General features: G+C 64.9%; 17 protein-coding genes. 10 read left to right on the top strand and 7 right to left on the bottom strand.

Annotated elements, in window-relative coordinates; translation table 11 throughout:
* Positions 1-91 precede the first annotated feature (91 nt).
* From J0X27_RS05600 to J0X27_RS05575, 6 genes are all read left to right on the top strand, one after another.
* Positions 92-454: an Hsp20/alpha crystallin family protein gene (locus J0X27_RS05600; RefSeq protein ID WP_207271419.1), complete on the top strand. Its 363-nt coding sequence runs from the start codon at positions 92-94 to the stop codon at positions 452-454.
* A 76-nt stretch (positions 455-530) separates the two neighbouring features.
* A complete protein-coding gene (locus J0X27_RS05595) occupies positions 531-2177 on the top strand; it encodes an ABC1 kinase family protein (protein ID WP_207271418.1) in 1647 nt (548 codons plus the stop codon).
* A 115-nt stretch (positions 2178-2292) separates the two neighbouring features.
* Positions 2293-3366, top strand: a complete 1074-nt coding sequence (locus J0X27_RS05590) for an enolase-like domain-containing protein (RefSeq protein WP_207271417.1) — start codon at positions 2293-2295, stop codon at positions 3364-3366.
* A gap of 181 nt (positions 3367-3547) precedes the next feature.
* On the top strand, positions 3548-3922 hold the full coding sequence (locus J0X27_RS05585; RefSeq protein WP_097378127.1) for a translation initiation factor IF-5A: 375 nt from the start codon (positions 3548-3550) through the stop codon (positions 3920-3922).
* The gene (speB, locus tag J0X27_RS05580; RefSeq protein WP_207271416.1) at positions 3922-4812 is read left to right on the top strand and encodes an agmatinase; all 891 of its coding nucleotides are present in this window, start codon (positions 3922-3924) and stop codon (positions 4810-4812) included. The genes J0X27_RS05585 and speB overlap by 1 nt, the downstream gene beginning before the upstream one ends.
* A 1099-nt stretch (positions 4813-5911) precedes the next feature.
* The gene (locus J0X27_RS05575) at positions 5912-6412 is read left to right on the top strand and encodes an 8-oxo-dGTP diphosphatase (protein WP_207271415.1); all 501 of its coding nucleotides are present in this window, start codon (positions 5912-5914) and stop codon (positions 6410-6412) included.
* A gap of 42 nt (positions 6413-6454) precedes the next feature.
* Here J0X27_RS05575 and J0X27_RS05570 read toward each other — a convergent pair whose 3' ends face one another.
* Positions 6455-7429, bottom strand: a complete 975-nt coding sequence (locus tag J0X27_RS05570) for a quinone oxidoreductase family protein (RefSeq protein ID WP_207271414.1) — start codon at positions 7427-7429, stop codon at positions 6455-6457.
* A 228-nt stretch (positions 7430-7657) separates the two neighbouring features.
* Here J0X27_RS05570 and proS point away from each other — a divergent pair, with 228 nt between their 5' ends.
* Together proS and gltB are read left to right on the top strand one after the other, a co-directional pair.
* On the top strand, positions 7658-9139 hold the full coding sequence (proS, locus tag J0X27_RS05565) for a proline--tRNA ligase (RefSeq protein WP_207271413.1): 1482 nt from the start codon (positions 7658-7660) through the stop codon (positions 9137-9139).
* A 514-nt stretch (positions 9140-9653) separates the two neighbouring features.
* On the top strand, positions 9654-14210 hold the full coding sequence (gene gltB, locus J0X27_RS05560; RefSeq protein WP_207271412.1) for a glutamate synthase large subunit: 4557 nt from the start codon (positions 9654-9656) through the stop codon (positions 14208-14210).
* A gap of 129 nt (positions 14211-14339) precedes the next feature.
* On the opposite strand, the gene J0X27_RS05555 is transcribed toward gltB, so the two are convergent.
* From J0X27_RS05555 to J0X27_RS05545, 3 genes are all read right to left on the bottom strand, one after another.
* Entirely contained in the window at positions 14340-14960 is a 621-nt protein-coding gene (locus J0X27_RS05555; RefSeq protein WP_207271411.1) for a peroxidase-related enzyme, read from the bottom strand.
* Between the two features lie 48 nt (positions 14961-15008).
* Positions 15009-15416, bottom strand: coding sequence for a GIY-YIG nuclease family protein (locus tag J0X27_RS05550; RefSeq protein WP_207271410.1), 408 nt, complete (start codon positions 15414-15416; stop codon positions 15009-15011).
* 72 nt (positions 15417-15488) lie between these two features.
* Complete coding sequence (locus tag J0X27_RS05545) at positions 15489-16484, bottom strand: RAD55 family ATPase (RefSeq protein WP_207271409.1); 996 nt, start codon at positions 16482-16484, stop codon at positions 15489-15491.
* A 177-nt stretch (positions 16485-16661) separates the two neighbouring features.
* Between J0X27_RS05545 and J0X27_RS05540 the strand changes: the two genes are divergently transcribed.
* Positions 16662-17651, top strand: coding sequence for an NAD-dependent epimerase/dehydratase family protein (locus J0X27_RS05540; protein ID WP_207271408.1), 990 nt, complete (start codon positions 16662-16664; stop codon positions 17649-17651).
* On the opposite strand, the gene J0X27_RS05535 is transcribed toward J0X27_RS05540, so the two are convergent.
* Positions 17652-18731 carry a M48 family metalloprotease gene (locus J0X27_RS05535; RefSeq protein ID WP_207271407.1) on the bottom strand — a complete coding sequence of 360 codons (1080 nt, stop codon included), beginning with the start codon at positions 18729-18731 and terminating at the stop codon, positions 17652-17654.
* Between the two features lie 182 nt (positions 18732-18913).
* On the opposite strand from J0X27_RS05535, the gene J0X27_RS05530 reads away from it, so the two are divergent.
* Positions 18914-19975 carry an NAD(P)-dependent glycerol-1-phosphate dehydrogenase gene (locus tag J0X27_RS05530; protein WP_207271406.1) on the top strand — a complete coding sequence of 354 codons (1062 nt, stop codon included), beginning with the start codon at positions 18914-18916 and terminating at the stop codon, positions 19973-19975.
* Between the two features lie 15 nt (positions 19976-19990).
* Here J0X27_RS05530 and J0X27_RS05525 read toward each other — a convergent pair whose 3' ends face one another.
* Entirely contained in the window at positions 19991-20812 is an 822-nt protein-coding gene (locus tag J0X27_RS05525) for an ABC transporter permease subunit (protein WP_207271405.1), read from the bottom strand.
* Positions 20809-21747 (bottom strand): ABC transporter ATP-binding protein, encoded by a 939-nt coding sequence (locus J0X27_RS05520; RefSeq protein ID WP_207271404.1) that lies wholly within the window; start codon positions 21745-21747, stop codon positions 20809-20811. Before J0X27_RS05520 ends, J0X27_RS05525 begins: the two co-directional genes overlap by 4 nt.
* Positions 21748-21810 lie beyond the last annotated feature (63 nt).

The raw sequence follows: 21810 nt of genomic DNA, 5'->3' as shown, positions 1-21810 counted from the left end.
TATGGTATCGGTGACGGCTCACTCCCACTCACGGAGCCGACGGATCGCCGCGACCGCGGGGTTTTTCGTATCGGCGTTCGAACCTGTGTCCATGTCAGCGCTCCGCGACGCGTTGCGGGACCTCTCGGAGGACGTCTTCTTCGATCTGCTCGAGAGCGAGGAGGCGTATCTGCTCGTGCTCGACGTGCCCGGCGTCTCCGCCGAGTCCCTCGAGCTCGCGATCGAGGACGGGCGGATCTCCATCGATGCCACCCGGGAGAAAGAGCCCGGCGGCGACTACCGCTACCTCGAGGAGAACCGCTCGCTGTTTTTCGACGTCGACCTCCCGCTACCCGACGACGCGTCCGACGCAGGTGCCGAGGCGACGGTCGACCGGGGCGTCCTCGAGTTGACGCTTCCGAAACGCGGGGCCAGCGGGGAAACGACGATCGATATCGTCGACGAGGACTCCTAACACGGGGTGACCGAGGCTGGCTTCCCTCCGCGCGTACAAGCGATTCGTCATCGTCGCATGGCACTTCCTGCCGCTGTTGCTCTCCTACGCCCGCGACCGACGGCGGTTCCTCCTCTTTGGCCGGCCCCGACGGGTCGACCCCGAGACCCACCGCCACCGGGCCGAAGTACTGCTCGAGTCGCTGTTGACGCTTGGTCCGACGTTCATCAAACTCGGCCAGTTGCTGTCAACTCGCCCCGACGTCTTGCCACCGGCGTACATCGACGTGCTCGCGTCGTTGCAAGACGATGTGCCGCCAGCTCCCTGGTCGGAGGCCAAACGGGTGCTCGAGGACGAACTCGGTCCCGTCGACGAACGTTTCGCCGCCTTCGATACCGACCCGATAAGCGGCGCGAGTCTGGGGCAGGTCTATCGGGCGCGTCTCGACGCTGCGACCGAGCGCACGCGGGAACCGGCGGCGGACGAGGCCGGCCGTGACGTCGCGGTGAAGATCCGCCGGCCCGAGATCGAGGATCTCGTCCGGGCCGACCTGCGGGTCATCAAGTGGTCGCTCCCGATCTTGCTGTACTTCGTCGACGACGCCCGGTCGTTTTCCCTCGAGAATCTCGCCGAGGAGTTCTCGAAGACGATCCGCGAGGAGATGGACTACGAGCGCGAGGCCGAGATGCTCACCGAGATCAAGGCGAACTTCGCGGACGACGATCGGTTTCGCATCCCCAGCGTGATCGAGAGCCACTCGAGCCCGCGCGTGCTCACGATGGAGTACATCGAGGGGACGAAGATCAACGACCTCGAGGAACTCGATCGCAAGGGAATCGATCGGACGGAGATCGCGGAGAACTTGGAGCGGTCGTACCTGCAGATGATCATCGAGGACGGCGTCTTCCACGCGGATCCGCATCCGGGGAACCTCGCGGTGACCGACGACGGGAAAATCGTCTTCTACGACTTCGGGATGTCGGGGCGGGTCGACTCGTTCGTCCAGGAGAAGATCGTCGAGTTCTACATCGCCGTCGCCAATCAGGACATCGACGGCATCCTCGACGCGCTGGTCGAGATCGGCACGCTCAGTCCCGACGCCGATCGAGGAGTGATGGCCGAGGTGATGGAGATCGCCATCCAAGACGCCCGCGGCGAGGACGTCGAACAGTACCGGGTCAACCAGATCGTCGGCCAGGTCGAGGACTCGATCTACGAATTCCCCCTTCGCCTCCCGAAGAACCTCGCGCTCGTCCTTCGGGTCGCAACCGTCGTCGAAGGGGTCTGTGTCACTCTCGACGAGGACCTCGATTTCATCTCGACGGCGACCGATTACCTGACCGAACAGGGGTACCGCGAGGAGTCGATCCGAAAATACCTCGATCAGACCGGCCAACAGCTCCGCCGAACCGGCGAGTCGCTGACCCGGATCGCACCCAAAGCCGAGCGGGCACTCGACCGGCTCGATCGCGACGACCTCTACGTCCGGATCGGCGTCGAAGACGAACAGAACGTCTTCGAGGATCTCGCCAAGCGATTGGTCTACGGCATGCTACTCACCATGTCGCTGTTCTCGATGGGCGTCCTCTACGCCCTCGAGGCTCCCAGAGGATCGATCGTCGCCGCGGTCTTTTCGGTGATCGTCCTGGTCCAACTCTATCGCTCCTTCCGCGAACCCAAATCGCTCGGCGCGCGACCGCAGTTTACGCGCCAGAACCTGCGACAACGACGGCGCGAGGAGTGATACGGTCTCCCGTCCGTCAGTGCCGGTGGAATCGCGACCACACCTGCGGTCCCACCGGGACATGGGGACAGCAAACCGTATGAAACGTTTTTTCACTGGCACCCGATCACCAGCTATGGAGTACGACCGGCTCGCCGACCTGTCGCTGACGATCGACGACGTATCGACCGACCGCAGGGAACGGGAGACCTCGAGCGAGTTTACGCGCGTGACGACGACGGTTTCGCTCTCGGGCCCACCACCGGCCGACGAGCGAGTCACCGGACGGGGCGAAGACGTCACCTACGAAACCGAGGACCACGACCGGCTGGCGGAGACGGGACTACCCGACCTCACCGGCGAGTACACCGTCGACTCCTTTTCCGAACGGCTCGCGGCTCTCGATCTCTTTCCGGGCGGCGAACCCGATCGAGCGGCGTTTCGGAACTACCGCCGCTGGGCGCTCGAGAGCGCCGGGCTGGACCTCGCGCTCCGCCAGGCAGCGACCGACCTCGGGAGCGAACTCGGTCGCACCGTCGACCCCGTCCGGTTCGTCGCCAGCACCCGCCTCGGGGACCCGCCGACGACCGACCGGCTCGAGGCGTTACACGAGCGGGTCCCCGGCCTCGAGTTCAAACTCGACCCCACCCCGGAGTGGGACGAGGACCTCGTGGCGGCGATCGACGAGACGGTCGGGACGGATGCCGTCCGTATCCTCGATCTGAAAGGACAGTACGAGGGAACCGATGTCGACGTCCCGGCGGATCCGGCACTCTACGAACTCGTCGTCGACGCGTTCCCCGACGCCGTCATCGAAGATCCGGCACTTACCGACGAGACGCGACCGCTCTTCGAGGCGGAGTCTCTCCGCTCTCGCGTCTCCTGGGACGCCCCGATCCACGGTCTCGAAGACATCGAGGCGCTCCCCTGGGAGCCCGACTGGCTCAATATCAAACCGTCTCGCTTTGGCTCGCTCGAGTCGTTGCTCGAGACGATCGCCTACTGCGAGGAGCGGGACGTGCAGTTGTACGGCGGCGGCCAGTTCGAACTCGGCGTCGGCCGGGAGCAGATCCAGCTGCTGGCGTCGCTGTACTACCCCGGCGGCCCAAACGACGTCGCACCGCGGGCGTACAACGATCCCGACGTCGCAGACGGGGTCCCCGAGAGCCCGCTCGATCCCCCTGGGAACCCCGACGGATTCGGCTGGTAATCGCCCTGTTTGTCACCCGTCTCTCGCCGGTCGCGATTCGCGATGCGTGTGAAACGACCGAGAGCGTCCCGTCGGGATCGATCGACTCCCGTCGAGAGCCGGGTCCGCCGTTTCCCGGCGACGTGACACGTCGCCACGGCGTTCCAAACGGTTTATGGCCGTCGGTTGATTACGCCGGGACATGGCGAAACAGCAGACCGAAGTTCGCGAACTCCAGGAAGGGAGCTACGTCATGATCGACGATACCCCCTGTAAGATCAACGCCTACTCGACGGCCAAACCGGGCAAACACGGCAGTGCGAAGGCCCGCGTCGAGGCCGAAGGCGTCTTCGACGGCAAGAAGCGATCGCTCTCCCAGCCCGTCGACGCGAAGATCTGGGTTCCGATCATCGAGCGCAAACAGGGACAGGTCGTCTCGGTCGACGGCAACGACATGCAGGTCATGGACCTCGAGACCTACGAGACCATCACGATGCGCATCCCCGAGGACGCCGACGTCTCCCCCGACGAGAACATCGAATACCTCGAGATGGAAGATCAGCGAAAGATCGTCTAATGTTTCCCGGGGCGACCGACGAACGCGAACCGTCCGACACGCGAGGGCGCGAGTCCGACCGTGGAGGCGACACCGACGCGCGAGGCCGGACGGCCGACCGTGGAGGCGCGAACTTCGTGGTCGTCGGTGCGCCCCTGGACGCAACGACGACCTTTCAGCCGGGGACCCGATTCGGGCCCCAGCGGATTCGATCTTTTGCCGAACCGTTCGACGATTACGACCACCGGACGGACCAGCACTTCTCGGAACTGGGCGTCGTCGATCACGGCAACGTTCGCGCGTGGACCGACGTCGAGGCCTACCTCGAGTATCTCACGAGCACCCTGCGCGAGGTCGTCTGGAACGACGGCGTTCCGCTGACGCTGGGGGGCGAACACACCGTCTCGCTCGCGGGCGTCCGCGCGGTAGAACCCGAGGTGTTCGTCTGTACCGACGCCCACCTCGATCTGTACGACGCCTACGACGGCGAGGCGCTGTCCCACGCCGCCGTCACCCGGCGGATCCTCGAGGACGTCGACCCCGTCGAGGAGGCGATCGTCCTCGGTGCTCGCACCGGCAGCGAAGCCGAGTGGGAGCGGGCGGCCGACGACGACGTGACCGTCGTCCCGCCCGAGGACGTGCGTGCGTGGACGCCCGGCGACCGATTCACGGACCGCGAGGTCTACCTGAGCGTCGACATCGACGCTTCCGACCCCGGCTACGCGCCGGGAACCGGGACCAAAGAGCCGTTCGGACTCGAGCCCCGCGAACTCCGCGACGTGGTACGTGAGGTCGCACCCCAGGCCAGCGGGTTCGACGTGGTCGAGGTCAACGACCGCGACGACGGGCAGGCGGCCGCGCTGGCTGGAAAGTTGGTTCGCGAGTTCGTCTTTTCGCACGCCGACGGGTGACTCGCTGTTCCTGGAAAACGCTGCGGTGGCGCGCGCTGTGCCGCGGGTCGCTCATAAGCGATCCGCGGCCCGAAGCCGTGCGAGGGATGAGCGAGCGGTGCGAGGGGTGAACGACGTGAACCCCTCGAAAGCGAACGGCGACCATCGGGAGCCGTGAGCAGTGAGCGAATCGGCTGGGGAGGGTGTGGTAATTCCGTACAGCCAGGATACAGGCTCGAATGAGTGTTAGAGAGAGCACTATAGCAAACGCTGTCGACATATCACACTGAACCACGCGGTACATATCATATGCGAATCTAACCCTGGCACTTCTCTCAGCCACCGATGATATTGGCAGCCGTACTGAATACAGAGCGCGGCTACGACACGAGTCGAAGGTCGATCTACGAAGGGGAGTGAACGGTCAGTAGAGGGCAAGTGGTTAGTAGACAAGATATATGATGGAATAGTTAAAAACCCCACACAATGAACAATAAACCGGTCATCTTACGCCTTAATCTGATTATCGCACTTTTGCTTAGCAACCTTGTGCTGCTGCTGATCTTTCTTCTCCCTATGGAATTGTTACTTATCGGAGGAACTTTGATTCTCTTCCTCAGTCCTATAGTGGCTGTGCTAACAATCCGACGTCTTCGATAAGTTCGCACACTTACTTATCGGCATGTTCACTGTAGCAATGGCTGAAATCAATACCGTGGGAAGCGTTCTATGACACCCACACTGTGGTCTGCTATCGTAGCAACAGGGGATCGCCACGCCCTCCCCAACCGATTCGCTCACTGCTCACGGCTCCCGATGGTCGCCGTTCGCTTTCGAGGGGTTCACGTTGTTCACCCCTCGCACCGCTCGCTCATCCCTCGCACGGCATCGGCGGCCGCCCTCACTATCGTTCGGTCGCCCGACAGCGTGCGCCTCCGCGTGTCGATTGATCGATCGGTCGCAACAGGTAGCTTCCCTGTCTGCTAGTCCAGTCGGAGTGTGAGAGCCGACCCGAGACACTTCGAACTCGCTCTTTCGAAGTCACCACTCGCGTCCAGGATGGACCCGTTCGACTCGAGCAATAACCCACGTTTTTCCTCCTCCAAACGAACTGCTGACTATGATCGAGGCGACGCTGTGTTTCCCGCTTCGGGGCGACCCTACGAGGGCCGTCGAACCCGATCCCGAGGTCCTCCTGATCGAGAAACGCCGCGGACTCGGCGAAGGCTGGTACAACGGCCCCGGCGGCAAATGTGAACCCGGCGAGACGCCACGCGAATGTGCCATCCGCGAAACCCGCGAGGAGGTCGGCCTCGAGGTCCGGGACCTCGAGAAGGCGGGCGAACTCACGTTCCGCCTCGACGGCGAGACGCACACGTTCTGTCACGTCTATCGGACGCGCTCGTTTACCGGCGAACCGACCTCGTCCGAGGAGGCCCATCCGGAGTGGGTTTCGGTCGAAGACGTGCCCTACGACCAGATGTGGGAGGACGACCGACTGTGGCTGCCGGGGATCCTCGAGGGCAACACCGCGGTCGGCGAGTTCCGGTTCGAGGGCGGGGAACCGCTCGATGAGGCCGACTTCGTCGATCACGACCTCGAGTGGAACGTCTCGTTTTGATCGGTTTCTGCCGTCGGCCTCTCCGACGAGTAGTACGGCAGGTTACGGCTTCAGGACGATCTTCCCGGAGCTCTTCCGGTCCTCGATGTACTGGTGGGCCTCGGCTGCATCCTCGAGGTCGAACGACTGCCCGAGGATGATCTCGAGATCGCCGCTGGCGAACCCTTCGGTGAGTTCGGGGACGGACTTCATGACGCGGCTCGGGTCGCGGAACGAGGCCTGACCGAGGTGGAACCCTTTGACGGTCTTGTTCTCGAAGAGCAGCCGTCGGTTGCTGACTTCAGCAGGGACGCCGCTGGCGACGCCGTAGGTGACCATGCGGCCGAAGTGGGCCATTGCGTCGAGGCTACGATCGAAGACGTCGTCGCCGACGCTCTCGAGGACGAGGTCGACGCCCTGGCCGTCGGTCTCCTCGTCGACGACCTCGCGGAAGTCCGTCTCTGTGTAGTTGATCGGGTGGTCACAGCCCAGCTCAGCCGCGAGGTCGAGCTTCTCTTGCGTGCTCGCGGTGCCGAAGACCTCTGCGCCGGCGTTCGACGCGATCTGGACGGCGGCGGTTCCGACCCCGCCGGCTGCGGCCTGGATCAGGACGGATTCGCCCTGCTCGAGGCCGCCCCACTCGAAGAGACAGGCGTGGGCGGTGAGGAACTGGACGGGGAAGCCGGCGGCCTCGTCGAAACTCATCGCGTCGGGGACGGGGAAGAGCAACTCCGCGTCGGCGGTGACGTACTCGGCGTAGCCGCCGCCGTCGAGCATCGCGACGACGCGGTCGCCTTCCGAGAACTCGTCGACGCCGTCGCCGATCGCGTCGACCGTTCCCGCGGCTTCCATGCCGGGTACGTAAGGTGCCTCGGGGCCGTCGGGATACTGGCCCTCGCGTTGCATGATGTCCGCGAAGTTGATGCCGGCCGCTTCGATGTCGATTCGGACCTCGCCGGCGTCCGGTTCGGGCGTGGGGACGTCGACGACCGAGAGTTCGTCGCTACCACCGTAGGCGTCGACTTCGATTGCCTTCATATCAACAGTACACACGCCGCTCACGCGTATAAATGTGCGAAAACCGGGGGAAACTATTGTGCGGTTTTGAATTCACTGCTGTATCCCTCGAGCGGGCATCGCTCGGGGCACGGGCCACCTCTATTCCCGCTGTCCGCCCCTGGCCGACGCGGCTAGTGCCACGCGAGTACGTCGGGACCCAACCGCCCTTCGCATGGTTTAAGCCCGCGCTGCCTGCATGTCGACATAATGAGCGACGAGAGTCAAGAACTCGGCATCACCGAGTCGAAATCGCACAAGCCCGGCGAGTGGTACGCCGAGGTCGTCCAGAAGGCGAATCTCGCTGACTACGCCCCGATGGGTGGGTTCATCGTCACGAAACCGCGTGGCTACGCGCTCTGGGAGGCCATCCAGGACGCACTCGACGGCTGGTTCAAAGACACCGGCGTCGACAACGTCTACTTCCCGATGTTCATCCCCGAGAGCTTTCTCGAGCGCGAGAAGGACATCGTCGAAGGGTTCGATCCCGAGGTCGCGTGGGTGACCCAGGGCGGTCACGACGAACTCGAGGAACGACTGGCCGTCCGGCCGACCAGCGAGTCGATCATCGCGCCGTTCATGGCCGACTGGACGCGAAGCCACCGCGACCTGCCGATGCGGCTCAACCAGTGGTGTTCGGTCGTCCGCTGGGAAGCGACGGAGACGAAGCCGTTCTTCCGGACGAAGGAGTTCATGTGGCAGGAGGGTCACACCGCCCACGCGAGCAACGAGGGTGCGTGGGAGGAGGTCTGGACTCGACTGGGCCAGTACGAGAAGGTCTACGAGGACGTGCTGGCGATTCCGGTGCTGCGGGGTAAGAAGCCCGAACACGACAAGTTCCCCGGCGCGGACACCACGACGACCGTCGAGGCGCTGATGCCCGACGGGAAGTCCGTGCAGGGCGCGACCAGCCACAACCTCGGTCAGAGCTTCGCCGAGGCGTTCGACATCACGTTCGCCGACGAGAACGAGGACGAACAGACGGCCTACACCACCTCGTGGGGCCTCTCCTGGCGCGCGCTGGGGGCGCTCATCATGACCCACTCCGACGATCAGGGGCTCGTCCTCCCACCGACGGTCGCGCCCACGCAGGTCGTCATCGTCCCCATCTGGCAGGAAGACACCAAAGAGGAGGTCCTCGAGTACTCCGAAGAAATCGCCGACGACCTCGAGACGGCCGGGTTCCGCGTCGAACTCGACGACCGCGACGAGCGCAATCCCGGCTTCAAGTTCAACGAACACGAACTCAACGGCGTGCCACTCCGACTCGAGATCGGCCCCTACGAGGTCGACGACGAGGAAGTTACCCTCGTCCACCGACCGGACAACGAGGAGGCCGTCGAGGACCGCGACGGCATCGTCGACGCCGTCGACGAGCACCTCGAGGAGATCTTCGACAAGCTCTACGATGCGGCCGAAGAGAACCTGGAAGACAACGTCCGGGAAGCCCACAGCCCCGAGGAGATCCTCGGGACGATCGGCAAACACGGCGGCTACGTGAAGACGCCGTGGTGTGGCGACGAGGCCTGCGAGGAGGTCATCAAGGAAAAGATCGCCGCCGAGATCGTCATGCAACCCCTGGCCGACGAGGGCGGGCAGACGGCGGGGGAGGTCCCCGAACCCGACCACGACGAGTGTGGCGTCTGTGGCGATCCTGCCGACGAGATCGCGTACTTCGCGAAATCCTATTGACGTACTCACCGACCTCTAGTAGCCCCTGAAACGATTGACACACTGATCGCAACGCCGTCGTTCGGTCAGGTGTGCAATGATTTGCAGGGGCTACTATAGCGACCCCACATCGAAGAGCCGGTTACGGGAGTTCTGTCCTGACTTCGTTGGGACCCGACTCGAGCCGGATCGACTGGCAAATTACGTGAGTGTCTCCCACTCGAACCTAATTGTTTAACCCGAGGTACCTTACGGGCGGAAAGTGTTTGGATGGATGTGGTGTTCACTCTGGTGGGTGAACACTACGTGCCTCTGACATTCCCCGCTGCCGGAAGCCGTTCTTTCCGGATCGGGGTTTTGAGTGCCACGTAACCGATACGTTTCCGGCTGAAATTCGGGAGGAGTGGCGACGCCGTCGAGCCGTGATAGTAGTGGGTAAGGACCTCCACCACTCCTTATATTAGTATATATGTGTTAATAATACGCTTAGTCATAATGGATTAGCCTCTTATAGTCGTTTCCACTAGGGGTGTGTATGTCACAGCCACATATAGCGTCATCCACCGAGCGTTCACAGGGTCTCGCCGACCCTGCTGACGCGCGGTCGAACTGCGGTGTCGGTGTCGTCATGGACCTCGATGGGGATGGGGGTCACGACATCGTCGCCGACGGACTCGAACTACTGCGCAACCTCGAGCACCGTGGGACGACCGGTGCGGAGAAAAACACCGGCGACGGAGCGGGGATCATGCTCCAGACGCCCGATTCGTTCTTCGAAAGCGTTCTCGACGTCTCCCTTCCCGACACCTATGCCGTCGGCTCGTTTTTCCTCCCACAGGACGACGAGGCACGCGACGCCCTCGTCTCGCTCGTCGAGGACACCTTCGACACCTACGATCTCGACGTCCTCGAGTGGCGGGACGTTCCGACGAACAACGACGACCTCGGGCAGACGGCCGTCGACTCCGAACCCGATGTCTACCAGGTCGTCGTCACGCCCGCGGACGACATCTCCGGCGAGGACTTCGATCGCCGGCTCTACGTCGCTCGACGTGCCCTCGAGAACGCCGTCGAGGACGCCGACATCCCGAACAAAGAGCGCTTCTACGTCGTCTCGCTGGACGCGAAGACGATCGTCTACAAGGGGTTGTTGAAGGGCGTGCAGGTCCCCACGTACTACCCCGATCTCACCGACGAGCGGATGGCATCGAACTTCGTGATGGTCCACGAGCGGTTCTCGACGAACACGCTCGGTGCCTGGCATCTGGCTCATCCCTACCGGAACATCATCCACAACGGCGAGTTCAACACGATTCAGGGCAACATCAACTGGATGCGCGCCCGCGAGACCGACATCGAGAGCGACGTCCTCTCCGACCTCGAGGCGGTCAAACCGATCATCGACGACCCCGAGCAGTCCGACACGGCGAGCGTCGACAACGCCCTCGAACTGCTGATGCAGGACGGGCGGGACCTCGAGCACGCGCTCCGAATGCTCGTCCCCGAGGCCTGGCGCGGCGACGACGCGATGGACGCCGACCGCAAGGACTGGTACGACTTCCACGCTTCGCTCGTCGAGCCGTGGGACGGGCCCGCACTCGTCGCGGCGACCGACGGCGAACGCGTCGGTGCCGTCCTCGATCGGAACGGGCTGCGTCCCTGCCGGTACGACGTGACGACGGACAACCGACTGATCATGGCCAGCGAGGCCGGCGCGCTCGAGACCGATCCCCAGACCATCGAGGAACGTGGTCGCCTCCAGCCCGGCCAACTCTTCCTCGCCGATCCCAACGAGGGACGGGTCATTCCCGACGAGGAAGTCTTCGACGACCTCACGGACGACCGCTACGGCGAGTGGGTCGACCAGGAGCAGGTCCACCTCGACGACATTCGGACCACGAACGACCGCGCGCCCCAGAACGCGGTCGCGGGGCTCCGGGACTACCAGGCCGCCTTCGGCTACACCCACGACGAACTCGAGAACCTGATCGAGCCGATGACCCAGAAGGGGAAAGACCCCGTCGGCTCGATGGGCGACGACACGCCGCTGTCGGTCCTGACCGAGTTCAACCGCCCGCTGTTTTCCTACTTCAAACAGTTGTTCGCACAGGTTACCAACCCGCCGTTAGACTACATCCGCGAGGAACTGGTCACCTCGATGGAGTCGCGACTGGGCTTCCAGCGCAACTTACTCGACGAGTCGCCCGAACACGCCCGCCAGCTCGTGCTGGACTCGCCAATCCTGACCGACGCCGAACTCGAGTCGGTTCGTGACTGTTCGGCAAACGACATCACGGCCACGACGATCGACATCACCTACGAGCCCGAGAGCGACGAACTCGGCACCGACCTCGAGGCGGCGATCGAACGCGTCCGCGAGGACACCGTCGACGCGATCGAATCGGGCACCGACGTGATCGTCCTCTCGGACCGCGGCGTCGACGAGGATCGGGTCGCGATCCCGAGCCTCCTGGCGACCGGGGCCGTCCACCACCACCTCGTCCGCAACGGGCTGCGCAACCACGTCGGGCTCGTCGTCGAGTCCGCCGACCCGCGGACCGTCCACCACTTCGCGACCCTGGTCGGCTACGGCGCGGGCGCGGTCAATCCGTACCTGGCCTACCAGACGATCGCGGACATCACCGCCGGCCCCGACGGTGCCGACACCGAGGTCGCGATCGACGCCTACGTCGGCGCGCTCGAGGACGGCCTCCTGAAGATCATGGCCAAGATGGGGATCTCGACGGTCGAGAGCTACCAGGGGGCGCAGATCTTCGAGGCCGTCGGTCTCGAGTCGGATCTCGTCGAAGAGTACTTCGAGGGGACCGAAAACCGAACCGAGGGGATCGGCCTCGCCGAGATCGAGGAGGACCTCCGCGAGCGCCACGCGACCGCGTTCGGCGACGACGGCGCGGAATCCGATCTCGACCGCCACGGCGAGTTCGAATACCGGTCGGGCGGGATCCACCACCAGTGGAACCCCGACACCGTCGGCGCACTCCAGCAGGCGGTCCGCTCGAACGACTACGAGCGATACCAGGAGTTCGCGGCAAAGATAAACGATCAACAGCAGAACCTCCAGACCCTGCGCGGATTACTCGAGTTCGACTCCGATCGCGACCCGGTCCCGATCGAGGAGGTCGAACCGATCAAGGACATCGTCGAGCGCTTTTCGACCGCGGCGATGTCGCTTGGCTCGCTCTCGCCGGAGGCCCACGAGAACAACTCGATCGCGATGAACCGGATCGGTGCCAAGAGCAACTCGGGCGAGGGCGGCGAACCGCCCGAGCGGTTCAACACCGAACGCGAATGTAACGTCAAGCAGGTGGCGTCGGGCCGCTTCGGCGTCACCTCGACGTATCTCTCGAACGCGGACGAGCTACAGATCAAGATGGCGCAGGGATCCAAGCCCGGCGAGGGCGGTCACCTCCCCGGGTCGAAGGTCAACGAGATGATCGCCCACGTCCGCAAGTCGACGCCCGGCGTGGGGCTCATCTCGCCGCCGCCGCTGCACGACATCTACTCGATCGAGGACTTGAAGCAGCTGATCTTCGATCTCAAAGCCGCAAACGAGGAGGCAGACATCAACGTCAAGCTCGTTTCCGAGGCCGGCATCGGTACGGTCGCCGCGGGCGTCGCGAAGGCAAACGCCGACGTGGTCCACATCTCGGGCCACGACGGCGGGACCGGTGCCTCGCCGCGAACCTCCATCAAGAGCGCTGGTCTCCCCTGGGAACTGGGCCTCGCCGAAGCGAATCAGATGCTCTGTGCGACCGGCCTCCGCGACCGCATCCGCGTCTCGGCAGACGGCGGGATGAAGACCGGGCGCGACGTTGCCGTCGCCGCCCTGCTCGGTGCCGAAGAGTACATCTTCGGGACCGCCTCGCTCGTCACCGGCGGCTGCGTGATGGCCCGGCAGTGTCACAAGAACACCTGCCCGGTCGGCGTCGCCACCCAGCGTGAAGACCTGCGCAAGCGCTACCCCGGCGAGCCCGATCACGTCATCAACTACATGACGTTCATCGCGCAGGAACTGCGCGAGATCATGGCCGAACTCGGCTTCGAGACCGTCGACGAGATGATCGGCCGGGTCGGCGTCTTGGAACAGCGCACCGACGTCGACCACCCGAAGGCCCGCAACGTCGACCTCTCGGAAGTGCTGGCCGACCCCGGCAGCGACGTCCGCCGCAAGATCCGCGAGCAGGACCACGAACTCGAGGACCAACTCGATCGCGACCTCATCGAGGCTGCGGCCGACGCCATCGAGGAGCAGGAACCGGTCTCGCTCGAAACGGACGTCACCAACGTCGACCGCACCGTCGGCGCGATGCTCTCGAACCGCATCACCAGCCGCTACGGCGAACCCGGCCTCCCCGAGGACACCATCACGGTCGACCTCGAGGGGACCGCCGGACAGAGCTTCGGCGCGTTCCTCGCCAGCGGCGTCTCGATGCACCTCGATGGCAGTGCCAACGACTACGTCGGCAAGGGCCTGTCGGGCGGGAAACTCACGATTCGGACGCCCGAGACCGCGGCCTACGACCCGACCGAGAACGTCTCGATCGGCAACGTGGCCCTCTACGGCGCGACCGACGGCCAGCTGTACGTCAACGGCGTCGCCGGCGAGCGCTTCGCGGTGCGCAACTCCGGTGCCACGGCCGTCGTCGAGGGCGTCGGCGACCACGGCTGTGAGTACATGACCGGCGGCGTCGTCGCCGTCCTCGGCGAGACCGGCACGAACTTCGCCGCCGGCATGTCCGGTGGCGTCGCTTACGTCTACGACCCCGACGACGAGTTCGCGGCCAAGGCCAACACCGGCATGGTCTCGCTCCACGACGAACTCGAGGAGAAAGACGAGCGGATGCTTCGCCGGCTCGTCGAGAACCACGTCGCCTACACCGGCTCCGAGCGGGGCGAACTCCTGCTCGAGAACTGGGAGCGTGCCCTCGAGGCCTTCGTGAAGGTCATGCCCGAGGCCTACTACGAGGCGATCACCGAGCAAGGGAGCGACGACGTCCGCAACGAACTGCCGGGCGCACCCGAGACGCCCGTCGAAGCCGAATCCACCACGTTCGCGGCGAGCGACGACTGACGGTCGTTCGCCTCGAGCGGGCGGCGATCCACGTCCATCCGTTTTTGCGTCGACACTCGATAGCGAAATCGGTCACGAGCCGCTCGGCTGCCGAAGCCCGAACTGCGGGGGCCGGGTAGAACCCACTCGTCACTCGCGACCGAGCGTGTGGAACTCGTCGTTGGGCCGCATCTCGGCGAAGGTGGCCATCCGATTGCTCATGTTGTAGTAGGCGGTCACGGCTGCGATGTCCCAGATCGCCTCCTCGCTGAAGCCGGCCTCCCGCAGCGCCTCGAGGTCGGATTCCTCGATCTCGGTCGGCCGTTCGGTGAGCGTGACCGCGACGTCGAGCATCGTCCGGTGGGCCGCGTTGATATCCGCGGTTCGGTAGTTCGCGATCAGCTGATCCGCGAGCGTCGGGTCCTCGGCGTAGATCCGTACGAGTGCGCCGTGGGCGACGTTGCAGTAGTAACAGTGATTGACGCCCGAAACCGCGACGACGATCATCTCGATCTCCTCGCGCTCGAGGGCCGTGTCCTCGACGAGTGCGTCGTGATACTGGAAAAAGGCCCGGAAGTGCGAGGGTTTGTACGCGAACGCGGAGAAGACGTTCGGCGTGAACCCGGCGCGGTCGGTCTCTGCTTCGATCCGTTCGCGGAGGTCCTCGGGGAGGTCGTCGAACGCGGGGACGGGAAACCGGCCCATCGCGTCGTCGCTGAGTTCCGGTGTGTCGTCGGCCGTCGACTCGGATTCGGGTTCTGACTTACCCATAGCGACCGTTTCACAAGCATCCGTAATAATTCAGGTGGCGGGTCGAGGCTACTCGACGACACCGCCGGCATCGACCGCCGCCTCGAGAACGGTCTCGGCGTTCGGGACCGCGAGGAGGTGTGACTCGCACTCACAGTCCGAGGCCCCGAACCCGGGAACCGACTCGCCGGGGAGCGAGCCCGCGAGTTCACACTCCCGATCGGCGTTGGGGAACGTGATCGCGGTCTCGAGTTGCGTCGCGGCGTGACCGAGCAGGTAATCGACGTGCCAGTGACGGGTCTCGCGGTCGCCGGCGGCGAGTTCGCGGTGGCGATCGACGCGGCTGAAGCCGCCGGGGCCGAAGGCGCTGCCGACGTACGCGTACGCGCCGGCGGCGAACTCCCGCTCGCCTATCGCACCGACCTGGATGGACGTCGACCGGTTCACGTCGATCACGAGGACGTACGTGCCGCTCATACCGGCTGGTCGGGAGAGCGGCGACAAAAACGGGGTGGTTCCGCCCGCGGCCTGCAATGCAGGCGTGGACCACTAGCGCGGACGGTTCGGCCGTGACGGATCGGTTCCGAGATCGTAGACCTGTCGGGCGTCCGTATTCGGTCCGAACGCGAACAACCCGCGGGCGGGTTCGTGCTCGTAGGTGACCCACTGCGGGAGGAACTGCGCTCCGACCAGTTTGCGAACGGCGAGCTGTTTGAGCCGAGCCGACGGGGTCAACTGATCGGTCAGCCGGAGATCGACGATGCCGTCGAAGACGTACTCCGCGGGAGCGTCCTCGTCCGCCGCCGTCGCGGCGGCGACGATCGGGACGAACCGGGCCTTGGAGACCGTCGCTCGGATCTCCGTGACGAAGTCCCGGACCAGTTGCCCCTGGAGCAACGACTCGAGTTCGTCCAGCGAGTCGATCGTGACCAGCCCGGTTTCGGTCATCTCGAGGTCGTCGAGCGCGCCGTACAGGCTGTTCGCCACCTCGTGACGGTCGCTCGGATCGCGCACGTCGACGATGGCGTCGGCGGCGGCCTCGCCGAGGAACGCCGACCAGTCGTTTCGCTTCTCGAGGAAGTCCTCGGGGTCGTCGAGTCGATACGTGAAACAGTCGATGATCCGCAGTCGGTCGTTTTCCAGCGCCGGCAGGACGTTCCAGCCGTTCGCGTAGAACCGCTCGAGCGTCGCCGTCGGCGGATTCGCGACGGAAACGACGACGGCGGGCTCGCCCCGCTCGAGGGCGCGCCAGGCGAGTTCGATCCCCAGTTCGGCGCGACGGGTCCCCTCCTCACCCGAGAGCAAGAGCAACGAGTCGGCCGGGATGCCGTTCGGGAGCAGCGAGTCCAGGGGTTCGACGCCGCTGCGGATCCGCTTGTAGGCGTCGGGATCGGCCATCGTCGACTCGTCGGCGGCGTCGCGGCAGGCGACCGAACAGTATCGGCCCTCGTCGCTCGCTTCGGGGTCGCCCGGAATCGGATACTGACAGTGGTCGCACTCGAGTGGATACTCGGCAGTGCGATCCGTCCAGAGCTGCGTTGACATACCGACCCCGTCTACGAGGAACGGCATCAAAGAACCCTCCCCTGAACGGTGTGGCTCCTGGGACGCGACCCGACCGCGACCACCTCGCGAGCCGGTGGCCGGTTTGGCCGCCGACTCGTCGTCGATCGTGATCCGTCGGTTCGCCACAGTTTTCCCCCCGAGGGCTGTCGGTTACGTATGGACAGCGCACTCGTTATCGGCGGCACTCGCTTTATCGGCCGCCACCTCGTCGACGATCTGCTCGACCACGAGTACGACGTGACGATCTTCAATCGGGGGACCCACGACGACCCCTTCGCGGACGACGACCGCGTCGACCACGTCGAGGGCGATCGGACGAACGACACGGCACTCGAAGCAGCTGCGACGACGGTCGATCCCGACGCCGTCTTCGACTGCGTGGCCTACTACCCCAAGGACGTCCGCGCCGCGACCAGGATCTTCGGGGAGTGTGAGAGCTACGTCTCCGTCTCGAGCGGAGCCGCGTACGGTCGCGAGGAGATCCCAAAACGGGAAACCGAGACGCCACTCGAGCCCTGTACGGCCGAGCAGGCGACCGACGACTCCGCCGAAACCTACGGCAATCGCAAAGCCGAGTGTGATCGAGCGGTGTTCGCGGCAGCCGAGGACGGGGTCCGTGCCATGGCGGTCCGACCGCCGATCGTCTACGGTCCTCACGACTACACCGAGCGCCTGGACTGGTGGATCGACCGCGTGAACCGGTTCGACCGCGTCGTGGTCCCCGGCGACGGGACGAACGTCTGGCACCGCGTGTACGTCGACGACGTCGCCAGCGCGCTGCGGATCGTCGCCGAACAGGGTGTGGCCGGCGAGGCCTACAACGTCGGCGACCGGCGGCTGGTCACGCTCGAGGAGATGGTCGAGTTGATCGCCGAGTCGCTCGCCACCACGGTCGACGTCGTCCACGCCGGTCCGCGAGAGCTCGCGGCCGGCGAGATCGAACTCGACGACTACCCCCTCTATCGGGAGTATCCCCACGTCCTCTCGACGGCGAAACTCGCCGCGCTGGGCTGGGAATCGACGCCGCTCGAGGAGGCGATGGAGCGGGCGGTCGACGACCATCTCGAGAGCGACCGGGACGGGAACGAGAACGGACCGGACCGCGAGGCCGAAGAGCGCGTCCTCGGGATCCTCGAAACGCTCTGATCAGGTATCGCGAAGGCGCTCGAGCCGTCGCGCCGTCGACGGCCTCGACGCGAGCCGTTCGTGGAGTCGTCCGCGATCGTCGGCCAGATCCGCGGTGGCCTCGTACGCGCTCGCGAGATCGTCGGCACCGACCGACTGAGCGGCGCGACGGTCAGCAGCGAACTCACAGCGCTGGAGGTGCCAGGACAGGAGCGGCCAGACGATGGCCAGCGCGAGGAGCGCGACGAGCATCGATCGCCAGACGGTCAGGGTCAGGACCACTCCGAACAGCAGGGACACGACGAGTGCTCGGCGCTCGAGGAGTCGGAGGTCGTCGGCCGCGTTCGCCCGTGTACACAGTGCCGTCAGTTCGCCGTCGTCGAGGGCGTCGAACGCGTGGTCGGTGGCGTACAACCGCCGGTTCCGGAACGATCCCCCGAGGTAGAGGTCGGCCGTTTCGGTCTCCTCGCCGGGAACGACGCCCGCGAGCGGTGCCGTCAGGTCGGCCCGGTCGGCGGCGGCCTCGAGTCGTCGTCGCTGGTCGGCCGTCGGCTCGACGAGCTTCTGTGAGAGTTGCACGCTGTACTGTGACCAGACGTAGACCCAGACCAGGAGCGCGGCGAACAGGATCGGAATCAGGAACGGACTCGGATCCGATAGCCTGAAGAGGACGATCAGCGGGGCGATCGTACCGAGACAGAGCACCGCCATCGCGACGAGGTACTTTGCGAGACGACCGACCGCAGTTGCAGCCGATATCTCGAGGCCGCGCCGCTCGCGGGCGTACGGAAAGACGCCGAGGTACGTGACGAGGACCGCGACGATCGTTCCGATCGCCGTCGGGACCCAGGCGAGGGGAGCCGCCAGTCTACCGGCCAGCGCCGGATGGATCGACGAGAGGGCCGTCTCGGTTGCGTCGACGAGGCCGGCTAGTGTGAGGCCGACGACGGCCGTGAGGCCGACGAGGGACAGCAATCGGTACGTCCCGCGCGATCGATGATCGTCGCCATGGCTGCGGCCCATCGTGTACGAGCCGTACAGTCGGCCCGCGAGGTGGCCGACGACGAGCAAGCCGAGCCAGAACGCGACTGCCGCGATCATATTCGCCGGATACAGTTGGAAATTTTATAACCTATCGCATTCACCACGGCGGAAGCGGACGGCTCAGCGACGCGCTCGGGTATCGATCGCGTCGATCACATCGGGACCGATCACGGCGGGTTCGCGTCGATCGACGCGCCGACGAGGAAAAACACATGTCCCGGGGGTGTGTCAGGTCCGGTATGTTCGAGAAGTCGACGTGGATCCGTCTCCCGCGAAACGTCGTGGTCGGCCACGGCGTTCGCAGCGAGGTCGTCGACGTAGTCGACGATCTCCACTTACAGGGGCGGCCGCTGTTCGTCACGAGTCCGACGCCCCGAACCGTCGCTGCCGACCCCATCGCGGCCGACTTCGAAGCCGCGGGGATCGACCCAGCGATCGTCACGATCGAGAAAGCGACCTTCGACGCCGTCGAACGGGTGATCGAGGTCGCCGAGGCCGAGGCAGTCTCCTACCTCGTCGGCATCGGCGGTGGGAAGGCAATCGACATCGCGAAGATGGCCAGCCACCACCTCGATATGGGGTTTCTCTCGGTGCCGACGGCGGCGAGCCACGACGGGATCGTCAGCAATCGCGGCTCGGTTCCGGACGGGGATTCCCGTCACAGCGTCGCCGCGGAACCGCCGCTGGCGGTCGTCGCCGACACCGGAATCCTCGCCGACGCCCCCTGGGAGCTGACGACCGCCGGCTGTGCCGACATCATTTCGAACTACACTGCCGTCATGGACTGGCGACTCGCCCAGCGATTGAAAGACGTCGAGTACTCCGAGTACGCCGCCGCGCTCTCGGAGATGACCGCCGAAATCCTCGTCGACAACGCCGACCTCATCCGACCGGGGCTCGAGGAATCGGCCTGGGTCGTGACCAAGGCGCTGATGTCCTCCGGCGTCGCGATGAGCATCGCGGGATCCTCTCGACCGGCCAGCGGTGCCGAACACCTCTTCTCGCATCAACTCGACCGCTTAGCACCCGGAACGGCCCTCCACGGCCACCAGGTCGGCGTCGGCTCGATCATGACCGCCTACCTCCACGGGGGCGACCGCGGTATCTGGCGCGACATTCGGGACGCACTGGCGAGTATCGACGCGCCGACGACCGCGGCGGAACTGGGAATCGACGACGAGACCGTAGTGGAGGCCTTGACGACCTGCCACCGGATCCGCGACCGCTACACGATCCTCGGCGACGGGATGAACGAGCGGGCCGCTCGAGACGTGGCGACGAAAACCGGCGTCATCGATTGAATCACCGTCGGGGTCTCAGCTCAGGTCGGCCCGCTCGAACCGCCAGAGACCGAGTACCATCGGGACGACGATCCAGCCAAGCAGGATGGCGACCATCATCTCTCCCTCGAGGAACCACGGCACGTCCGATTGAACGGCACGGAAACTGTCGGGAAAGACCAAATTGGTGGCGTTGACGTACGAGGCTGTCGGACTGAGCACCGACTGAACGAACATGATCTGGTTGCCGGCGATATCGAGGCCCGCGAGGTCGTTGAGCACGTAGTTGATCGCGAGGCGAAGTGGGCCAAACAGGTTCAAGACGTTCGTCACGAAGAAGAAGCCGATCGCACCCCCCATTGCGCGCGACCGGGACGCCGTCGCGGCCGAGATACCGATCGCGACGGCGACGTACGTCAGCGCGTAGAGGACGGTCAGTACCGCGACCCCGACGAAGGTCCCGATCTCGAGTGATGAGTACCAGCGGACTGCGAGCCCGGCGCTGAGGAGGAACGCGGCGAGGATCGAGATCGTGACGACCGCCGCCCGGGTCAGATACTTGCCGAAAACGACGTCCCGGCGGCTGTTCGGAATCGACAGGAGGTACTTGATGCCGCCGGACTCGCGTTCGCCGGCGATCGCCAGATACGCCGAGACGAGGGCGATCAGCGGAATGAACATCGCACCGATGCCGGTGAGGTTCCGCAGCGGGGTCTTGATGTCGGGGTTCGACACGTTGGTTTGCCCGAAGTAGATCATCAGTATCATGAAGAAGGCATAGAGCCCGGCGACGAACCAGACGATCTTGGATCGCCGGACGTCGAGGAAGTCCTTCCGCGCGACGTCGAGCGTGCTCATGCCGTCACCTCCGGGGCCGGGACCGTCTCCTCGCGCTCGCCGTTCGTGTACGTGTTGAACAGTTGCTCGAGCGAGACGTCCTCGGAGACGATGTCGCGGACGGCAGTCGCCGATGCGACGCGTTCGACGACGTCGACCTTGACCGCGGGATCGGCACAGGTCGCGGTGATCGTCGTTCCATCGACGCTGACCGATCGAACCCCCTCGAGTCGCTCCAGCTCGAGGCCGTCGGGAACGGCCTCGACCTCGAGCGTGATCGGTGCGCCGAGATCCAGTTCGCCCTGGAGGTCGTCGGGCGTGCCGGTCGCGACCAGTCGCCCCTCGTTCATGATGCCGATGCGGTCACAGATCGCTTCGACCTCCCCGAGGATGTGACTCGAGAAGAAGACGGACGTTCCGCGATCGGCCTCCTCGGTGATGATCTCGCGCATCTCCTGCATTCCTGTCGGATCCAGCCCCGAAGAGGGTTCGTCGAGGATCAGCAGGTCGGGATCGCCGACCAGCGCCATGCCAAAGCCAAGCCGCTGGGTCATCCCCTTCGAGTATCCCCCGGCAGCGCGATCACCGTCGCCGGCGAGGCCGACCCGCTCGAGGAGGGCGTCGGGGTCGTCGTCGGCACCTTTCGTGTCGATGACCCACTGGAGGTGTTCGCGTGCGGTGAGTCGATCGTAGACGCTCGCTCCTTCGGGGAGGACGCCGATACGGTGGCGAATCTCGTCGGTATCGGCCTGTACGTCGAGTTCGAGCACCGATGCAGTCCCGTGGGTCGGCCGGACGAAATCGAGAAGCATGTTGATCGTCGTCGACTTCCCGGCCCCGTTCGGGCCCAGAAAGCCGAACACTTCGCCGTTCTCGACGGTGAGATCGAGGTCGTCGACAGCGAGGACGGACTCGCCGTAGCGCTTGGTGAGTCCGGTCGTCTGAATGGCGGCCATACCCGACACTCCACGACCCCTTCATGTATACTTTTTGTAGTTATTCAACTAACTAGTTCGTCG

Source organism: Natrinema longum (assembly GCF_017352095.1).
GTDB classification, from domain to species: Archaea; Halobacteriota; Halobacteria; order Halobacteriales; family Natrialbaceae; genus Natrinema; species Natrinema longum.
The sequence above is the reverse complement of the archived record's forward strand: the minus strand, read 5'-3'. Positions and strand labels throughout refer to the sequence as shown.